This is a genomic window from Burkholderia sp. BC1 (assembly GCF_052683555.1).
In genome coordinates this window covers 25,145-43,323 of record NZ_JBQYLP010000023.1, presented here as the reverse complement: position 1 = coordinate 43,323, position 18,179 = coordinate 25,145, and the positions used below count along the sequence as shown (strand labels likewise).

The 18,179-nt window shown below is 70.3% G+C and carries 17 protein-coding genes; 11 read left to right on the top strand and 6 right to left on the bottom strand.

All coding sequences use genetic code 11. The features are described 5' to 3' along the window. Positions 1–16: 16 nt before the first annotated feature. Positions 17–931: a LysR family transcriptional regulator gene (locus ACSHSS_RS13700; RefSeq protein WP_060111120.1), complete on the bottom strand. Its 915-nt coding sequence runs from the start codon at positions 929–931 to the stop codon at positions 17–19. A gap of 120 nt (positions 932–1,051) precedes the next feature. Between ACSHSS_RS13700 and ACSHSS_RS13695 the strand changes: the two genes are divergently transcribed. From ACSHSS_RS13695 to ACSHSS_RS13660, 8 genes are all read left to right on the top strand, one after another. Continuing rightward, positions 1,052–2,296 (top strand): YbfB/YjiJ family MFS transporter, encoded by a 1,245-nt coding sequence (locus tag ACSHSS_RS13695; RefSeq protein WP_196480638.1) that lies wholly within the window; start codon positions 1,052–1,054, stop codon positions 2,294–2,296. 98 nt (positions 2,297–2,394) lie between these two features. Next, positions 2,395–2,931 carry an NUDIX domain-containing protein gene (locus tag ACSHSS_RS13690; RefSeq protein WP_059874298.1) on the top strand — a complete coding sequence of 179 codons (537 nt, stop codon included), beginning with the start codon at positions 2,395–2,397 and terminating at the stop codon, positions 2,929–2,931. A 50-nt stretch (positions 2,932–2,981) separates the two neighbouring features. Further along, complete coding sequence (locus tag ACSHSS_RS13685) at positions 2,982–3,419, top strand: acyl-CoA thioesterase (RefSeq protein WP_006405000.1); 438 nt, start codon at positions 2,982–2,984, stop codon at positions 3,417–3,419. A gap of 11 nt (positions 3,420–3,430) precedes the next feature. Further along, entirely contained in the window at positions 3,431–4,366 is a 936-nt protein-coding gene (locus ACSHSS_RS13680) for a branched-chain amino acid ABC transporter permease (protein ID WP_105790234.1), read from the top strand. After that, positions 4,359–5,576: a branched-chain amino acid ABC transporter permease gene (locus ACSHSS_RS13675; protein ID WP_445545091.1), complete on the top strand. Its 1,218-nt coding sequence runs from the start codon at positions 4,359–4,361 to the stop codon at positions 5,574–5,576. Before ACSHSS_RS13680 ends, ACSHSS_RS13675 begins: the two co-directional genes overlap by 8 nt. After that, complete coding sequence (locus ACSHSS_RS13670) at positions 5,573–6,325, top strand: ABC transporter ATP-binding protein (protein ID WP_261505006.1); 753 nt, start codon at positions 5,573–5,575, stop codon at positions 6,323–6,325. The genes ACSHSS_RS13675 and ACSHSS_RS13670 overlap by 4 nt, the downstream gene beginning before the upstream one ends. Beyond that, entirely contained in the window at positions 6,322–7,026 is a 705-nt protein-coding gene (locus ACSHSS_RS13665; protein ID WP_039224754.1) for an ABC transporter ATP-binding protein, read from the top strand. The genes ACSHSS_RS13670 and ACSHSS_RS13665 overlap by 4 nt, the downstream gene beginning before the upstream one ends. Positions 7,027–7,182: 156 nt before the next feature. Beyond that, on the top strand, positions 7,183–7,929 hold the full coding sequence (locus ACSHSS_RS13660; protein ID WP_006402139.1) for a glucose 1-dehydrogenase: 747 nt from the start codon (positions 7,183–7,185) through the stop codon (positions 7,927–7,929). 37 nt (positions 7,930–7,966) lie between these two features. On the opposite strand, the gene ACSHSS_RS13655 is transcribed toward ACSHSS_RS13660, so the two are convergent. The 5 genes from ACSHSS_RS13655 to ACSHSS_RS13635 are packed head-to-tail and all read right to left on the bottom strand — an operon-like array spanning position 7,967 to position 14,235. After that, positions 7,967–8,461: a heme-degrading domain-containing protein gene (locus ACSHSS_RS13655; protein ID WP_155824179.1), complete on the bottom strand. Its 495-nt coding sequence runs from the start codon at positions 8,459–8,461 to the stop codon at positions 7,967–7,969. A gap of 53 nt (positions 8,462–8,514) precedes the next feature. After that, positions 8,515–9,333, bottom strand: a complete 819-nt coding sequence (gene iolB, locus ACSHSS_RS13650; protein WP_217109683.1) for a 5-deoxy-glucuronate isomerase — start codon at positions 9,331–9,333, stop codon at positions 8,515–8,517. Positions 9,334–9,362: 29 nt separating this feature from the next. Further along, the gene (iolE, locus tag ACSHSS_RS13645) at positions 9,363–10,292 is read right to left on the bottom strand and encodes a myo-inosose-2 dehydratase (RefSeq protein WP_054317257.1); all 930 of its coding nucleotides are present in this window, start codon (positions 10,290–10,292) and stop codon (positions 9,363–9,365) included. Positions 10,293–10,348: 56 nt separating this feature from the next. Continuing rightward, complete coding sequence (gene iolD / locus ACSHSS_RS13640; protein ID WP_035947888.1) at positions 10,349–12,232, bottom strand: 3D-(3,5/4)-trihydroxycyclohexane-1,2-dione acylhydrolase (decyclizing); 1,884 nt, start codon at positions 12,230–12,232, stop codon at positions 10,349–10,351. A gap of 47 nt (positions 12,233–12,279) precedes the next feature. After that, positions 12,280–14,235, bottom strand: coding sequence for a bifunctional 5-dehydro-2-deoxygluconokinase/5-dehydro-2-deoxyphosphogluconate aldolase (locus ACSHSS_RS13635; RefSeq protein ID WP_060111115.1), 1,956 nt, complete (start codon positions 14,233–14,235; stop codon positions 12,280–12,282). A gap of 306 nt (positions 14,236–14,541) precedes the next feature. On the opposite strand from ACSHSS_RS13635, the gene ACSHSS_RS13630 reads away from it, so the two are divergent. The 3 genes from ACSHSS_RS13630 (at position 14,542) to ACSHSS_RS13620 (ending at position 18,164) form a co-directional block, all read left to right on the top strand. Beyond that, positions 14,542–15,468, top strand: a complete 927-nt coding sequence (locus ACSHSS_RS13630; RefSeq protein WP_035947894.1) for a sugar ABC transporter substrate-binding protein — start codon at positions 14,542–14,544, stop codon at positions 15,466–15,468. A 68-nt stretch (positions 15,469–15,536) separates the two neighbouring features. Next, complete coding sequence (locus ACSHSS_RS13625) at positions 15,537–17,111, top strand: sugar ABC transporter ATP-binding protein (protein ID WP_006402132.1); 1,575 nt, start codon at positions 15,537–15,539, stop codon at positions 17,109–17,111. A gap of 27 nt (positions 17,112–17,138) precedes the next feature. Further along, positions 17,139–18,164 carry an ABC transporter permease gene (locus ACSHSS_RS13620; protein WP_006402131.1) on the top strand — a complete coding sequence of 342 codons (1,026 nt, stop codon included), beginning with the start codon at positions 17,139–17,141 and terminating at the stop codon, positions 18,162–18,164. Positions 18,165–18,179: the final 15 nt, after the last annotated feature.

Here is an 18,179-nt window from a genome sequence, read left to right as displayed (position 1 = left end):
GCGAGTGTGGCTCGCGTTATGCCGCCATCGTGGCCGCACGTTTGTCGCCGTCGGCTGAGGTCGGCGCGGCATCGGTCAACGCGTCGCGCAACGCGGCGAGGGCGGCCGATTCATAGCCGTGCCGCCACGCGAGCAGCGTATCGATCGCGCCGAATCCGGCAATCGCGTGCTGTGCGACGTTGTCCGTCTCCGGCTGCAGGTCGAGCACCGAGCGCGGGGCGACCGCGATGCCGGCACCGGCCGCGACGCACGCGACGATCGCGTGATACGAGCCGAGCTCCAGCACGCGCGCGGGCTTCAGCCCGTATTCCGCATACCACTGCTCGACGTACTTGCGGTACGTGCAGCCGCGTTCGAATGCGATCAGCGTCGGCAGGATCACGTCGCGCGGCGTGCGCACCGGCGGATGGCCGCGCGGCGTGAGCAGCACGAGTTCCTCGCGGAACACCGGCACGGTCTCGAACGTGTCGGGCAGCGTGTCGGGCGCGGGCGGCCGTGCGAACAGCGCGGCGTCGACGTCGAACTCGCGCACGCGGTCGATCAGCCAGCCCGTCGTGCCCGTCACGAGCTCGAGCGAAACATCCGGCCACGCATGGTGATAGCGCGCGAGCACGGCCGGCAGCCGGCTCGCGGCCGTGCTTTCCATCGTGCCGAGCCGCAGCCGGCCGCGCGGCGTGTCTTCGCGCACGGCGTCGCGCGCTTCGTCGGCCAGCGCGAGCAGCCGCTCCGCATACGGCAGCAACGTACGGCCGGCCGGCGTCAGCACGAGCCGGCGGCCGTCGCGCACGAACAGCGCCGCACCGAGTTCCTCCTCGAGCTGCTTGATGCGCGTGGTCACGTTCGACTGCACGCGATTGAGCTTCGCCGCCGCGCGCGTCACGCCGTTCTCGCGCACGACCGCGCGGAAAATCGCCAGCGCCGCCAGATCCATGATTCTCTCCCTGCGATGGGTGGATTCTGAATTATTCATTTTTCGAGAATGATCGGTCAAGCTACGATGGTGTCATCCGATTTCCGTGTCGGCCGGCGTGTCGCGCCGGTCCATTGCGCCATGTCCCGTTCCGATGCCCCGTCCGCCGCCGTCCACCCGCATGCGTCGCGTGACGCCGATCGCCGTGCGCGCGCGGCGGCGCTCGCCTGCATGGTCGGGCTCGCGGTCGCGCTCGGCGTCGGCCGGTTCGCGTTCACGCCGCTGCTGCCGCTGATGCTCGCCGACGGCTCGCTCGGGCTCAAAGCCGGCAGCTGGCTCGCGTCGGCGAACTATGCGGGGTATTTCGTCGGCGCCGTCAGTTGCGCCGCGCTGCGCGTGCCGCCCGCGCGGATGGTGCGCGTCGGGCTCGCAGCCACCGTGCTGCTGACGGCCGCAATGGGCGTCGGTCATCTGCTGCCGGTCTGGCTCGCGGTGCGCTTCGTCGCCGGCGTCGTCAGCGCGTGGACGTTCGTGTTCGTGTCGCAGTGGGGGCTGCGGCGGCTCGCCGAGCTCCATGCGCCCGCGTGGAGCGGCGTCATCTATGCGGGGCCCGGCGCCGGCATCGTGCTGACCGGGCTGATCGGCAGCGCGCTCGCCGGCCATCGCGCGACGCTCGGCTGGCTCGGCTTCGCGGCGCTGTCGGCAGGGCTGTCCGCTGCGATCTGGCGCACTTTCGGCACCGCCTCGGCGGCCGCGCCGGCGCCCGCAGGCACGGCGGCGCACGCGGCAGCGGCGACACCGGTCGCGGCCCACGACGCGCGCCGCGCGCGCACCGAGGCCGGATGGCTGATCGTGCTGTACGGGATGCCGGGCTTCGGCTACATCATCACCGCGACGTTTCTGCCGGTGATCGCGCGCGCCGCGCTGCCGGCCGGCTCGCCGTGGCCCGACCTGTTCTGGCCGATGTTCGGCGCGGCGCTGATCGTCGGCGCGATCGCGGCCGCGCGGCTGCCCGCGCACTGGGACAACCGGCTGCTGCTGGCCGGCGGCTGTGCGATGCAGGCGCTCGGGATCGCGGCCGGCATCGTATGGCCGAACACGGCCGGCTTCGCGATCGGCAGCGCGCTGCTCGGGCTGCCGTTCACCGCGATCACGCTGTTCGCGATGCGCGAGGCGCGGCGCCTGCACGGCGAGCGCGCGGCGGGGCTGATGGGCTATGCGACCGCCTCGTACGGAATCGGGCAGATTCTCGGCCCGCTCGTCGCGGCGCCGCTGACCGCGCGCTTCGGGTCGTTCTCGCCCGCGCTGTGGGTCGCGGCGGCCGCGCTGCTCGCGGGCGCGGCCGGTTTCGCGGCGACCGCCGCCGCCGCGCGCGTGCGCCGCTGACGACGATGGGGCCGGATCGGCTGCGTGGCGGGCAAACTCGCTAGAATGAGGCCTTTCCCGTGCCGAGCGGCGCCGTCCGGCGCCGTCATGTCCTGCCGATGACCACTGCCGACTACCGTTTCTGCCCGCGCTGCGCGAGCCCGCTGATCGAACGCGCCGATCCCGACCACGAGGGCGGCCGCCTGCGCCAGGCGTGTCCCGACGACGCATGCGGCTACGTGCACTGGAACAATCCGCTGCCGGTGGTTGCCGCGATCGTCGAGCTCGACGGCAAGATCCTGCTCGCGCGCAACGCGGCCTGGCCGGAAGGGATGTTCGCGCTGATCACCGGCTTCCTCGAGCACGGCGAGACGCCCGAGGACGGCATCGCGCGCGAAGTGCGCGAGGAAACCGGGCTGAACGCCGAGCAGATCGCGCTCGTCGGCGTCTACGAATTCATCCGCAAGAACGAGCTGATCATCGCGTATCACGTGCGCGCGTCGGGCACCGTCACGCTGTCGCCGGAGCTGCTCGAATACCGGCTCGTCGATCCGCCCATGCTGCGCCCGTGGCGCGCGGGCACCGGCTACGCGCTCGCCGACTGGATGCGTGCGCGCGGCCTCGATTTCCAGTTCGTCGACCGTCCCGGTCAATGACCGCCGCGTACGCGGCCCCGTTTTCCGTCACCGTTCCGATCGCCACCGCCATGTCCGACAAGCCGCAGCCGCGTCCGCGCGACGCGTATCGCCATTTCCTGCCGATCACGACCCGCTGGATGGACAACGACGTCTACGGGCACGTGAACAACGTCGTCTACTACAGCTACTTCGACACGGTCGTCAACGCGTACCTGATCGGCGCGGGCGTGCTCGACGTCGAGCGCAGCCAGACGATCGGCCTCGTCGTCGAGACGCAGTGCAACTATTTCGCGCCGCTCGTGTTTCCGCAGGCCGTCGATGCGGGGCTGCGCGTCGCGAAGCTCGGCACGTCGAGCGTGCGCTACGAGATCGGCCTGTTCGCGGCCGGCGAGGCCGCGCCCGCCGCGCAGGGGCACTTCGTGCACGTCTACGTCGATCGCGGCACGCGCCGCCCGGTGCCGCTACCCGACGCGCTGCGCGCCGCGCTCGAGCCGCTCGCGGCCTGACGGGTCGCGCGGTGCACGCATTCGCGCTCCAGGCGTTCAACGGCCTCAGCTACGGCTTGCTGCTGTTCATGCTGTCGGCCGGCCTCACGCTGATCTTCAGCGTGCAGGGCGTGCTCAACTTCGCCCATGCGAGCTTCTACATGCTCGGCGCATACGTCGGCTACAGCATCGCGCTGCGTGCGGGCTTCTGGCCGGCGCTCGTGCTCGCGCCGCTCGCGGTCGGTGCGCTCGGCGCGGCATGCGAGCGCACGCTGCTGCGCCGCGTGCAGGCGCGCGGCCATACCAGCGAATTGCTGCTGACTTTCGGGCTCGCCTATCTGATCGGCGAGGGCGCCAAGCTCGCGTGGGGGCTCGCGCCGCTGCCCGCGCCGGTGCCCGCGTCGTTCGAGGGCGCGCCCGTGAGCGTGTTCGGGCTCGCGCTGCCGCGCTATCGGCTGTTCATGATGACGATGTCGGCGGCGATGCTGATCGCGCTCGGCGCGCTGCTGCGTACGTCGCGGCTCGGGCTCGTCGTGCGTGCGGCGCTCACGCATCGCGCGGCGGTGGAGGCGCTCGGCTACGACGTGCCGCGGCTGATGACGCTGCTGTTCGGCGCCGGCACCGCGCTTGCCGCGCTGGCCGGCGTGATCGGCGCGCCGCTCGCCGTGATCGAGCCCGCGCTCGCGGAGACGGTCGGCTCGGTCGTGTTCGCCGTCGTCGTGATCGGCGGGCTCGGCTCGCTCGGCGGCGCGTTCGTCGCCTCGCTCGCGGTCGGCTTCGCCCAGACGTTCGCCGCCTCGAGCGACCTCACGCTGCGCACGCTCGCGCAAGCGGCCGGCATTGCGCTGCCGGACGGCGTCGCGGCCGTGTCGATCGCGCAGCTGGCGCCGCTGGTGCCGTACCTGCTGCTCGTCGCGGTGCTGGTCGCGCGGCCGCGCGGACTGTTCGGCGAGCGTGCCGATGCGTAGCGGCCCGTTCGCGGCGTTCGCACGCTGGGCGCTGTTCGCGGGCTGCCTCGTGCTGCCCGCGTGGCTGTGGCCGCAGGGCGCAGTGCTCGGCTACCTCGCGCAGACGGCGTCGCTCGTCGTGCTCGCGCTGTCCTACAACCTCCAACTCGGCACGACCGGGCTGCTGTCGTTCGGCCATGCCGCGTTTGCGGGCCTCGGCGCGTTCGCGGCCGCGCACTGGTTCAACCGCTTCGGCGGCCCGCTGCCGCTGCTGCCGCTCGTCGGTGGCGCGGCCGGCGCAGGCTTCGGCTTCGTCGCCGGGCTGCTCGCGACGCGTCGCGCGGGCACCGCGTTCGCGATGATCACGCTCGGCCTCGGCGAGTGCGTGGCGGCGGCCGCGTGGAGCGTGCCGGCATGGTTCGGCGGAATCGGCGGCGTGCCGATCGATCGCGCGAGCGGCACGCCGTGGGGCGGCTGGCAGTTCGGCGCACCGGCGCAGGCGTATGCGGTGATTGCCGCATGGTGCATCGTCTCCGCGCTCGCGATGCGCGCGCTGACGCGCACGCCGCTCGCGCGGCTCGCGAACGCGGTGCGCGACAACCCGGCGCGCGTCGCGGCGCTCGGCACCGATCCGCGCCGCCTGCGGCTCGCGATGGTCACGTGCGCCTCGTTCTTCGCCGGCATTGCCGGCACGCTGACGCTGATCGACGTCGAGATCGCGACGCCCGACAGCGTATCGATGGCGCGTTCCGCCAGCGTGTTGATCGCCGCCGTGATCGGCGGCACCGGCGCCTTCTTCGGACCGGCGGCCGGCGCGGCGGTGCTGACCGCGCTGAGCGTCGTCGTCGCCGGCATGTCGCGCGCGTGGGCGCTGTACCTCGGCGTGCTGTTCGTCGCGGTCGTCGTTGCCGCGCCGCGCGGGCTCGCGGGGCTCGTCGACGCGCTCGCGCACGCGCTACGTCGCGGCGCGCCGGCGAGCGAGCGCTGGCGGCTGCTGTGCGCGTTCGGCGCGTGCGTGTTCTGGGGCATCGCGCTCGTCGCCGCGGCCGAGCTCGGCTATGCGTGGCGCTTCGCGCAGGACGACGGCCCGGGCACCGCGTTCGGCGCATGGCGGATCGACGCTGATACGCCGGTCGGCTGGGCCGTGGCCGCGTCGGCGGCCGCCATCGGCATACTGCTGTGGGGCTGGCGCGCGCGCTTCGCGCGTGCCGGCGCGGAGGAGCGGCGATGAGCGGCACCGCAGTCGCGCTGCGCGCGATCGTGCTGCGCTTCGGTGCGCGGACGGTGCTCGACGGCATCGACCTCGACGTCGCGGCCGGCGAGCGGCATGCACTGATCGGCCCGAACGGCGCCGGCAAATCGACGCTGTTCAACGTCATCGGCGGCGCGCTGCGGCCGACGCGCGGGCGCGTGATGCTGCACGGCGTCGAGTTGCGCGGGCGCGGGCCCGTGATCGCGAGCCGGCTCGGCGTCGGCCGCAGTTTTCAGCAGACGAGCGCGTTCGCGCGCCTGAGCGTGTTCGACAACCTGCGCTGCGCGGCGCTGCATGCGCCGGCCGAGCGGCGGCGCTGGTGGAACCGGCTGCGGGAATCGGCGTCGGTCGATCGCGCGGCCGCGCGCGTGATGGAGGATGTCGGCCTCGACGCGCGGCGCGACACGCCGGCCGCCGACCTCGCCTACGCCGAGCAGCGCGCGCTCGATCTCGGCATCGCGCTGGCGAGCGGCGCGCGCACGCTGCTGCTCGACGAGCCGACGGCCGGCATGAATCGCGACCAGGCCGCGCGCATGATCGCGCTGATCCGCGCGACCACGCAGGGGCGCACGGTATTGATGATCGAGCACGACATGGACGCGGTGTTCGGCTTCGCGGAACGCGTCACGGTGCTCGTGCGCGGCGCGATCGTCGCGACCGGCGCACCGGATGCGATCCGCGCGGATCCGGCCGTGCGCGCCGCCTATCTCGGCGAGGGCACACGATGAGCGCGCTGCTCGACATTCGTGCGCTGCGCGCGTGGTACGGACATCAGCCGGTGCTCGACGGCATCGATCTCGCGCTCGCGCCGGGCGAGACGCTTGCGCTGCTCGGACGCAACGGCGCCGGCCGCTCGACGCTCGCGAAGGCCGTGATGGGGCTCGTGCGCACGAGCGGTTCGGTGCGCGTCGCGGGCGTCGAATGCGTGGGCGCACGTACCTTCGACATCGCGCGTCGCGGCGTCGCCTACGTCGCCGAAAGCCGCGACGTATTTCCGCTGCTCAGCGTGCGCGACAACCTGCTGCTCGGGCTGCGCGGCGTCGGCCGTGCGGCCGCGCGCGCGGAACTCGACCGCCTGTTCGCGCGCTTTCCGCTGCTGGCCGCGCGCGCCGACGTGAAGGCCGCGCGGCTGTCGGGCGGCGAACAGCAGGTGCTCGCGCTCGTGCGTGCGCTCGCCGGCCGCCCGCGCGTGCTGATCGTCGACGAACCGGCCGAGGGGCTCGCGCCGCTTGCCGTCGACGAAGTGCGCGCGTGCCTCGCCGCGCTGCAGGCGGACGGCGTCGCGATCCTGCTGATCGAGCAGCGGCTGCAGCTTGCGCCGCGGCTTGCGCATCGCGTCGCGGTGATGGGGCGCGGAACGATCGTCTACGACGGCGCGCTCGACGGCCTCGGCGACGACACCGTGCGCGCCTGGCTCGGCACCGGCTGAGCGCCGGCCGATTGTTCGGCTGGCCGCGCCACACAATTCGCATCGAGCCGCTTTATCGCCGCGGACCGAACCGCCTACATGCATGACAACGCCGGTTCGCCGCGCAGTCGGCAGCCGGTGCCCCTTCATCGTCAAATTTTCGAAAGGTATCCGATCATGAGCAAGCTGGCAGACAAGGTCGCGATCGTCACGGGCGCATCGAAAGGCATCGGCGCGGCGATTGCAAAGGCGCTGGCCGCCGAAGGCGCGGCGGTCGTCGTCAACTACGCGAGCAGCAAGGCGGGCGCGGATGCGGTCGTGAGCGCGATCGTCGAAGCGGGCGGGCGCGCGGTCGCAGTGGGCGGCGACGTGTCGAAGGCGGCCGACGCGCAGCGCATCGTCGACACGGCGATCGAGACGTACGGCCGTCTCGACGTACTCGTGAACAATTCCGGCATCTACGAGTTCGCGCCGATCGAGGCCATTACCGAAGAGCACTACCGCAAGCAATTCGATACGAACGTGTTCGGCCTGCTGCTGACGACGCAGGCGGCCGCCAGGCATCTCGGCGAAGGCGCGAGCATCATCAACATCAGCTCGGCGATCACGAGCATGGTGCCGCCCGCGAGCGCCGTCTACAGCGGCACGAAGGGCGCGGTCGACGCGATCACCGGTGTGCTCGCGAACGAACTCGCGCCGCGCAAGATTCGCGTGAACGCGATCAACCCGGGACTGGTCGTGACCGAAGGCACGCATACGACGGGCATCATCGGTTCGGACCTCGAAAAGCAAGTGCTCGCCGAAACGCCGCTGGGCCGCCACGGCGCGCCGGACGACATCGCATCGGTCGCGGTGTTCCTCGCGTCGAACGACGCGCGCTGGCTGACGGGCGAGCATCTGGTCGCGAGCGGCGGGCTGCGCTGAGCGGCCGCGCGGCGCGCGCGAAGGCGATCGTGCGCCGCTACGCGCCGATCGCGAGCGCATGCGCGCCGACGTGCCAGCGCAGGCTCTCGACGGCGAGCGCGTGATTGCGTTCGGCGTCGAGCCCCGCGATCGCGAGCGCGCCGACGAGCCGCGCACCGGCGATCCGCAGCGGCACGCCGCCGCCGTCGAGCGCATAGTCGTCGTCCGACAGCCCGAGCGACTGCAGTGACTGGCCGGTACGCCGGAACGTCGCGCCGACGGCGCGCGAACTGAGCGCGAAGCGCAGCACCGTGTTTTGCCGGCGGCGGATCGCCTCGCAATCGGCCGCGCCGCTGCCGTCGAGCGCGCAGTAGAACAGCGGCGCATGCGTGCCGACGATGCCGACCGCGATCGGCTGCCCGCGGCGCCGTGCGAGGTTGGTCGCGATTTCGCCGAGCCGGCGCGCGACGTCCGCGTTGAAGCACGGCAGCGTCACGTCGGCCGCGTCGTCGTCGAACGACGCGGGTTCGCGGTGCGTAAACGGCATTCCCATCGCGGCCTCCGTAGCGGTGCGGTTGCGTGGCCGGCGCAAGCGCGGCGTCGCGCTCAGCGGGCCGGTGTCGCGTCGAGCATCCATTCGTGTGCGGGATCGTTCTTGAACGCCCACGCGCGGCTCGGTCCGGCCATCACGTTCAGGTAGTACAGCGTGTAGCCGTGCGGCGCGACGACCGGGTGATAGCCGCGCGGCACCATCACGACGTCGTGATTCTCGACCGCGCACGCCTCGTCGAGGCTGCGATCGTCGGTGTACACGCGCTGGAACGCGAAACCCTGCGGCGGATCGATGCGGTGGTAGTACGTTTCCTCGAGCGAGGTCTCGTCGGGCGCCGCGTCGCAGTCGTGCTTGTGCGGCGGATAGCTGCTCGAATGGCTCGCCGGCGTGACGACTTCGACGACGAGCAGCCGGTCGGCGGCCGGGTTGTCGCCCATCAGGATGTCGCAGACGTAGCGCGTATTGGTGCCCTGGCCGCGCACCGTGCGCCGCATCCGTTCGCCGTCGAGGCGCAGCACGCGCTTGTCGCCGCTCGCATACGGCGCCGTGCAGAGCGCGACTTCGGCATCGCGCGTCGCGACCAGCGTGACGGTCTTGCCGCCCGGCACGTACAGCGCGTCGGGCGACACGGGTTCGAACACGCTGTCGCGCTTGCCGAGCGCGTCGTAGGTGTCGCCGTCGACCTCGGCGCGCACGGTGCCGGTCAGCACGACGACGCACAGTTCGCGCGTGCCGGTGTCGAGCGTTTCCGTGTCGCCGGCCTTCAGGCGCAGCGCGCGAAAGCCGACATGCTGCCAGCCTGCGGATTCGGGCGTGACGTTGCAGATTTCGCGGCCGGCGGCGGCCTTGATCAAGAGGGGTGAAATCGTCATCGGATCGGGCTCCGCAATGAGGTGACGGGTTACGCGCTCAGCTTGTCGACGATCGCGCGCAGCGACTCGTAACCCTTCTTCGCATACTGATAGCTCGGCGCGACGGCCGGATCCTGCTCGGCCTCGACGACGAGCCAGCCTTCGTAGCCGGCGTCCTTCAGCGTGCGCAGCGTCGCGTCGTAGTCGAGCGCGCCGTCGCCGGGCACCGTAAACGTGCCGTTGATCACGCCGTTCAGGAAGCTCCAGCCGGCGTTGCGTGCTTGCGTGACGACTTGCGGGCGCACGTCCTTGCAGTGCACGTGCACGACGCGCGACACGTGCTTCCTCAGCAGGGCGACCGGATCGGCCGCGCCGCCGAAATACGCATGGCCGGTGTCGAACAGCAGGAACACCTTCGCCGGATCGGTCAGCGCCATCAGTCGGTCGACGTCGTCCGGCGATTCGACGTACGCGCCCATGTGATGGTGATACGCGAGCTTGATCCCGTACGTGTCGAGCAGATGCGCGCCGAACGCGTCGAGGCGCGCCGCATAGCGCCGCCATGCTTCGTCGTCGACGAAGCGCGGGCGCTTCGCGACCGGCGTATCGATGCGGCCCTGGATCGTGCCCGCGCATTCGCCGTAGACGACGACCTTCACGTCGTTGTACTGCAGCTTCGTCATGTGCGCGCGGCAGCGCTCGATTTCGGCCGCGACGGCGTCGGCGTCGGTCATCCCGGGCGCGACTTCGGCGAGAAAGCCGGAATACCAGCCCGACACGCACACGAGCCCGAACTCGGCGAGCTTCGCCTTCAGCTCGGGGCCCGTCTTCGGAAACTTGTTGCCGAGCTCGAAGCCCGCGTAGCCGATTTCGGCGCCTTCCTTGAGCGCCGTCTCGAGCGGCGTTTCGCCGCCGAGCGACGGCAGGTCGTCGTTCATCCACGACAGGGGATTGATACCGATGCGAACGTTCCAGCTCATGACGGGCTTCCTTGGTTCCGTTGTTGTCGTCGTCGTCGTGCGGGCAGGGCGCGTGCCTAGCGCCGCTGCCGCGTCTTGTCGTCGAGATAGCGGCGGTGCGCGCGTTCGACGTCGGGCCGCGCGGACACCTGCGGCACCGCGACTTCCCACCACGCGCCGCCGTCGTCGGTCGTGCGGCGGTGCGTCGTGTCGATCACGAGCACCTGGCTCTTGGCGGCCGCGCGCGCACGCGCCATCTCGCGGCGCAGCTCGCCGACGTCGCGCACGTGCACGGCCTCGGCGCCCATCGAACGCGCATGCATCGCGAAGTCGATCGTCGAGCGTTCGCCGCCTTCGGGCACGCAGTCGTCGAGCATGTTGTTGAAGCTCGCGCCGCCGCAGTTCAGCTGCAGCCGTTCGATGCAGCCGTAGCCGCGGTTGTCGAGGATCACGACGATGATCTTGCGGCCGAGCATCACCGAGGTCGCGAGCTCCGCGTTGAGCATCATGTACGAGCCGTCGCCGACGATCACGATCACCTCGCGCTCGGGCCGCGCGAGCTTCGCGCCGAGGCCGCCGGCCACCTCGTAGCCCATGCACGAATACGCGTAGTCCATGTGATAGTTGCCGGGCAGGCCGCTGCGCCAGAGCTTGTGCAGTTCGGCCGGCAGCGTGCCGGCCGCGCACACGACCAGATCGTCGCGCGCGCTGTCGCGTCCGGCGTCCGCCGCGGAGTCGCGCACGGCGCCGATCACTTCCGCGTCGTACGGCAGCGTATCGGTGGGCACGCGCGTCGTGAGCTCGGCGACGCGCGCGTTCCATGCGGCCGCCTGATCGCGGTTCGCCGCCGTCCATGCCGGATCGGCCTGCCATCCGGCGAGCGCGGCCGACAGCTGGCCGAGCCCCGTGCGCGCATCGGCGACGAGCTGCCGGCCGCGCTTCTTGCCCGCATCGAACGGCTGCACGTTCAGGCTCAGCAGCGTGGCCTGGCCGAACAGCGCATGCGAGCCGGTCGTGAAATCCTGCAGCCGCGTGCCGACCGCGAACACGACGTCGGCCTGCGCGGCCGCGCGGTTTGCAGCAGGCGAGCCCGTCACGCCGATCGAGCCGAGATTCAGCGGATGATCCCACGCGAGACTGCCCTTGCCGGCCTGCGATTCGGCGACCGGCACGCCGTGCGTGTCGGCGAACGTGCGCAGCGCGTCCCACGCCTGGCTGTACAGCACGCCGCCGCCGGCGACGATCAGCGGTTTTTTCGCGGCCTTCAGCACGTCGAGCGCATCGGCGAGCTCGAGCGCGTCGGCCGGCGGCCGCCGCATGCGGATCAGCGGCGGCGCGAAGAAATCCTCGGGCCAGTCGTACGCGAAGGTCTGCACGTCCTGCGGCAGCGCGAGGCAGACGGGGCCGCATTGCGCGGGATCGGTCATCACCTGGATCGCGCGCGGCAGCGCGACGAGCAGCTGCTCGGGCGACGTGATGCGGTCGAAGTAGCGCGTGACGGGGCGGAAGCAGTCGTTCGCGCTGACGTCGCCCTGTTCGAAATCCTCGATCTGCTGCAACACGGGATCGGGCAGCCGCGACACGAACACGTCGCCGGGTAGCAGCAGCAGCGGCAGTCGGCCGACGTGCGCGAGCGCGGCCGACGTCAGCATGTTGGTCGCGCCGGGGCCGATGCTCGACGTCACGGCCATCATCCGCTGCCGGAAGTTCGCTTTCGCGAACGCGATGGCCGCATTGGCCATCCCTTGCTCGTTGTGCGCACGCAAGGTCGGCAGCCGGTCCTGTTCGGCATGCAGCGCTTCGCCGAGCCCGGCCACGTTGCCGTGCCCGAAGATCGCGAACACGCCGCCGCAGTACGGCAGGATGTCGGTACGGCCGTCCGGCTGGACGACTTCGGCGCGCAGCGCGGCCAGGTAGCGCACGAGCGCCTGGCTGACGGTCAGTCTCACGGTAGGGGTCATCGTCTGTCGGTCAAGGAGTGTCGGTTCGGACATCGCGGCGGCGGGCCTCATGCGGCCGCGGCGCGCGCGGCCGCGCGGCGGCCGAGCCAGGCGTCGACGAGCTGCGCGAAATTGCCGGCAACCTCGTCGATCAGCGCCTGATCGTCGATGCGGCCGGCGAGCCATTGCAGCGACGCGTCGGCCCACAGCGTGCGGCCGACCATGAAGCCCTTCACGATCGGGTTGGTCGCCGCGCGGAAACTGTCGACGAGGTATTGCAGCGGCTGGTTCAGCCCGAGGATCACGGCGCCGCGGCAATGGCGGTCGCGTTCGGCGACGAGCGCCTCGAGCCGCGCCCAGCCGTCGGCGCTCATCGGCGCGAGCTTCCACCATTCGGGCATCACGCCGAGGTTGTAGAAGCGCGCGACGGTACGCAGCACCGCATCGTCCTCGGTGCCGGCCGGCGTCACCGCGCGCGGCGGAATGATCTCGAGCAGCAGTTCGTTGCCGGTCGCGCGCGTTGCTTCCCAGAGTTCGAGCACGCGCTGCTCCTGCGCGACGCGCAGCTCGGCGTCGTCGTCCGGGTGATAGTGGACGAGGCATTTGACGACCTGCTCGGTCGGCCAGTGCACGAGCGCAGTGCCCACCGAGCGCGTGTCGTCGAAGCAGAGCGGCCGCGAGCCGGGCAGCTCGACCGGCCGGCCGACCCACCAGCCGCGTCCGGTCGCCGACGCGAGCGCGTCGCGCCCGTACGCGCCGCCGTCGATCAGCACGCCGACGTGGCCTTCGATATGGCGCTCGCGCTCGACCTGCTCGGCCGCGCGCACGAGCAGCCGCTTCAGCGTCTTGATCCGCGCTTCGTCGGCGCCGGCCTGTACCGCGAGCTCGTAGAACTGGCTGCGATGGTCGAACGCCATCACGCAGAGATCGTCCCATTCGCGGCGCGGCACCGTCACGCGATGCAGATGCGCGAGCGTACGGTCCGCATCGACCTGCGGATTGCGGCTGCCGCCGAACCAGTGCGCGAGTTCGGCCGGCGTCGGCATGGCCGCCGAACAGGCGTGGCGCGACACGACGATCGCGCCGCAGGCGTTCGCGATGCGCGTCGATTCGGCCCAGTCGCGGCCGCGCAGCAGGCCGGACAGCAGGCCCGACAGGAACGCGTCGCCGGCGCCGAGCACGTTCAGCACCTCGACGCGTTCGCCGGCGAAGGTCGGCGCATCGTCGATGCGCGCCGGAATGTCGCGCTCGATCACGCAGCAGCCGAGCGCGCCGCGCTTGACGACGAGCACCGCCTCGCTCACGCGGCGCACGGCTTCGAGCGACGCGATCAGGTCGTGCGGCACGCCGCCCGCGATCAGGAATTCCTCTTCGGTGCCGACCAGCAGGTCGAACTCGCCGAGCACCTGCTGCAGCTGCTGCGTGACCTGCGCGTCGGGCACGTAGCGGTTCTCGCCCGCGCCGCGCGGCGTGAGCCCCCACAGCACGGGCCGATAGTCGATGTCGAGAATCCGCACGACGCCGTGGCGGCGCGCGTAGCCGAGCGCGGTCAGCGACGCTTCGCGCGTGCCGGGCGTCGACAGATGCGTGCCGGTGATCGCGAGCGCGCGGCAGCGCGCGATGAAGTCCTCGCGGATCTCGTCCGCGCGCACGGCCATGTCGGCGCAGTTCTCGCGCACGAACAGCAGCGGAAACGTGTCGCGATCCTTGAGCCCGAGCAGCACCAGCGCCGTCAGCCGTTCCGGGTCGGTCTGCAGCTGGCTTGTGTCGCAGCCTTCGCGCTCGAGCGTTTCGCGTACGAAGCGGCCCATCTGCTCGTCGCCGACGCGCGAGATCATCGCGGTCCTGAGCCCGAGCCGCGCGACGCCGAACGCGACGTTGCCCGACGAGCCGCCGAGATACATCTGGAACGTGCGCGCGTCCTCGAGACGGCTGCCGTACTGCTGCGCGTAAAGATCCACGGCGACGCGGCCGAGGCAGGCGAGATCGATGGGGCGGTCACTCGGAAAGTTCAACGGGCTCATAGACGGTTCACGCTCGCGGCCGGCGTGCGGCGATGCCGGCGGTTAAGAGGGACCGAGGCTGCGACGGGTGCGCTGCGCGCGTACCGCACGACGCGACGCCGCCCGCCGCAAGCCATCGGGCTACGGACGCAGTCTAGGCTTTTTGGAAATCCAGTTCCCTAGGTGAAATCACGTAGAAATAAATTTCCAAAATCTCGACGAAGTGATCTACAGTTTCATCCGGATGCTTCAGTCCGTATCGGACTCGGCCCGGCGGCGCGCAACGCGCCGTTTTCCGCCCCCCGGAGATGAGGAGACAGAGTGATCATGAAGACCAAGCTGATGGCCGTCGCGGCCGCTGCGATGCTGGCGATGCCGCTCGCGCATGCCGAGAAGATCGGCGTCACGATGGCGTCGTTCGACGACACGTTTCTGACGATCCTGCGCAACAGCATCGCCGACGCGGCCAAGAAGGACGGCGCGACCGTGCAGATCGAGGATGCCGGCAACGACGTCGGCAAGCAGTTGAGCCAGGTCCAGAACATGATCGCGCAGAAGGTCGACGCGATCATCGTGAACGCGGTCGACACCGACGCGACGCCGAAGATCACGAAGATGGTGACGGCCGCGAAGATTCCGCTCGTCTACGTGAACCGCAAGCCGGTCGATTTCGACAAGCTGCCGGCCGGCGTCGCGGTCGTCGCGTCTGACGAGAAGCAGTCGGGCACGCTGCAGGCGCGCCAGGTCTGCAAGCTGCTGGGCGGCAAGGGCGACCTCCTGGTGCTGATGGGCGAGCTGTCGAACGAGTCGGCGCGTGCGCGCACGAAGGACATCGAGGACGTGATCGCGACCAAGGACTGCGCCGGGATGCGGATCGTCGACAAGCGCGAAGGCAAGTGGAGCCGCACGCAGGGCCAGGACATCACGATGAACTGGCTCAGCTCCGGGATGAAGTTCGATGCGATCGTGTCGAACAACGACGAAATGGCGATCGGCGCGATCAACGCATTGAAGGCCGCGCGCAAGTGGACGCCGAAGACGATCGTCGCGGGCATCGACGCGACGCCGGACGGGCTCGCGTCGATGAAGAGCGGCGAGCTGAAGGTGTCGGTGTACCAGAACGCGTCGGGGCAGGGCACGCAGGCCGTCGCGGCCGCGCTGAAGCTCGCGAAGAAGCAGAACGTCGACCGCTACGTGAACGTGCCGTTCGAGCTCGTCACGCCCGACAACATGAACCAGTACGCGAAGCACTGACCGGGTTTTCCGCTGAATTGCGCGGGCCCGGCGCGTCCGGGACCGCGTGCGACTTTCGAGGAACGTCCATGTTTACAGCCAGGATGGCGCGCCCGATGGCCAGCGACGGCGCGCCGGCCGCTTCGTTCGCCGCACCCGGTTCGTCCGGCGCGCCGGCGTCCGATTGCCTGCTCGAGGTGCGCGGCGTCGGCAAGTCGTTTCCGGGCGTCGTCGCGCTCGACGGCGTGCAGTTTCGCGTGCGCCGCGGCACGGTCCACGCCCTGATGGGCGAGAACGGCGCCGGCAAGTCGACGCTGATGAAGATCATCGCCGGCGTCTATACGCCCGATTGCGGCGAGATCCTGCTCAAGGGCGAGCCCGTCGTACTGAACGGCCCGCTCGACGCGCTCGATCGCGGCATCGCGATGATCCATCAGGAACTGAACCTGATGCCCTACATGACGGTCGCGGAGAACATCTGGATCCGCCGCGAACCGAAGAACCGATTCGGGCTGATCGACCATGCGCAGTTGCGCCGCCGCACGGCCGCGCTGTTCGAGCGGCTGTCGATCGACATCGATCCGGACGCCGACGTGCGCACGCTGACCGTCGCGAGCCGGCAGATGGTCGAAATCGCGAAGGCCGTGTCGTTCGACTCCGACGTGCTGATCATGGACGAGCCGACGTCCGCGCTGACCGACAAGGAAGTCACGCACCTGTTCCGGATCATCCGGCAGCTGCGCGAGCAGGGCAAGGGCATCGTCTACATCACGCACAAGATGAACGAGCTGTTCGAGATCGCCGACGAGTTCTCGGTGTTTCGCGACGGCAAGTACATCGGCACGCACGCGTCGTCGGACGTCACGCGCGACGACATCATCCGCATGATGGTCGGCCGCGAGATCACGCAGATGTTTCCGAAGGAGGACGTACCGATCGGCGACGTCGTGCTGTCGGTGCGCAATCTCGGCGTCGAGGGCGTGTTCCGCGACGTGAGCTTCGACTTGCGCGCCGGCGAAATCCTCGGCGTCGCGGGCCTCGTCGGCTCGGGCCGCTCGAACGTGGCCGAGGCGCTGTTCGGCGTCGTGCCCGCGACCTCGGGCGAGATCCTGATCGACGGCAAGCCGGTGCGGATCTCGACGCCCGCGCAGGCGATGAAGCACGGGATGGCGTTCCTGACCGAGGACCGCAAGGACACCGGCTGCTTCCTGAACCTCGATCTGCTCGCGAACATGGAAGCGGCCGTGCTCAGCCGCCGCTACGTGAAGTTCAATTTCGTGCGGCACGCGCAACTGAAGCGCGACTGCGAGGCAATGAGCCGGACGCTGCGCGTGAAGGCGCCCGGGCTGCACGAGGAAATCCAGAACCTGTCCGGCGGTAATCAGCAAAAGGTGCTGATCGGCCGCTGGCTGCTCACGCAGCCGCGCATCCTGATCCTCGACGAGCCGACGCGCGGCATCGACGTCGGCGCGAAGGCCGAGATTCACCGGCTCGTCAGCGCACTCGCGGGCAAGGGCGTCGCGGTGCTGATGATCTCGTCGGAGATGCCGGAAGTGCTCGGCATGAGCGATCGCGTGATGGTGATGCACGAAGGGCGCATGACGGGCATCGTCGATCGCAAGGACGCCGACCAGGTCCGCATCATGGATCTCGCGTCGCGCTGAGCCGCAACAAGCATGGAGACAACTGAAATGGGCAACCTCAATCCGGTCGCGGACGCGCAGTCCATGACGATCAAGACGCGGCACGCGAAGTGGCCGCCCGAGCTGAGCATCTTTCTCGTGCTGGTCGGCATCAGCCTGTTCTTCGAGGCGATCGGCTGGCTCGTCGTCGGCCAGAGCTTCCTGTTCAACGCCGAGCGGCTCGAGATCATCGTGCTGCAGATGGCCGTGATCGGCATCATCGCGGTCGGCGTGAACCTCGTGATCATCACGAGCGGGATCGACCTGTCGTCCGGGTCGGTCGTCGCGGCGGCCGCGGTCGTGTCGGCGAGCCTCGCGCAGGTATCCGACTTTCCGCGCGCGGTGTTCCCGCATCTGACCGACCTGCCCGTGATCTGGCCGGTGCTGGCGGGCGTCTGCGTCGGGCTGCTGGTCGGGCTGCTGAACGGCTCGCTGATCGCGCTCACCGGTATCCCGCCGTTCATCGCGACGCTCGGCACGATGGTCGCCGCGCGCGGCTTCGCGAAGTGGTTCACGAACGGCATGCCGGTGTCGATGCTGACCGACCAGTTCGCGGCGATCGGCGCGGGCGCGAACCCCGTGATCATCTTCCTCGTGATCGCGGCGATCTTCCACGTCGTGCTGCGCTACACGCGCTTCGGCAAGTACACGTATGCGATCGGCGCGAACCGCCATGCGGCGATCGTGTCGGGCATCAACGTGACGCGCCATCTCGTGCTCGTCTACGCGATCGCCGGGCTGCTGAGCGGGATCGCCGGCACCGTGACGGCCGCGCGCGCGATCTCGGGCCAGTCCGGGATGGGCGTGATGTACGAGCTCGACGCGATCGCGGCCGTCGTGATCGGCGGCACGTCGCTGTCGGGCGGCCTCGGCCGCGTGACGGGCACCGTGATCGGCGTGCTGATCCTCGGCGTGATGACGTCGGGCTTCACGTTCATCCGGATCGACGCGTACTACCAGGAGATGGTCAAGGGCGCGATCATCGTCGCGGCCGTGATCGCCGACCAGTATCGCAACAAGAAGAAGCGCCGCTGAGCGCGACGATTCCCC